We start from the raw sequence: 223 nt of genomic DNA, 5'->3' as shown, positions 1-223 counted from the left end.
AGCCGTGCTCAGTGTAGCGGTGATTGTAGCGGTACCTGCTGCGTTCTCTGCGATTGAAGCTGTTCCGCTAAGTGTTACCGTTGGGGTGGTCTCGTCATCGGTGATCGTAACGATTGCCAGAGTTGTACTGCCTGCCGTAGCTCCTGTAACATTCGTGATATCGATGACTACTGTTTCATTTCCTTCGTACAGCGCATCATCAGTTGGATCAATAGTGATCGTA

1 protein-coding gene is annotated in these 223 nt (G+C 49.8%); it reads right to left on the bottom strand.

Annotation, left to right across the window (positions count from 1 at the left end):
* Positions 1–223, bottom strand: a 223-nt coding sequence (locus tag FLACHUCJ7_RS00065) for a hypothetical protein (RefSeq protein WP_219634029.1), incomplete at both ends; no start/stop codon positions are given.

The organism is Flavobacterium salmonis (assembly GCF_903819435.1).
Classification (GTDB): domain Bacteria; phylum Bacteroidota; class Bacteroidia; order Flavobacteriales; family Flavobacteriaceae; genus Flavobacterium; species Flavobacterium chungangense.
Note: the sequence above shows the minus strand (reverse complement) of the source record. Positions and strands in the feature narration are given on the sequence as shown.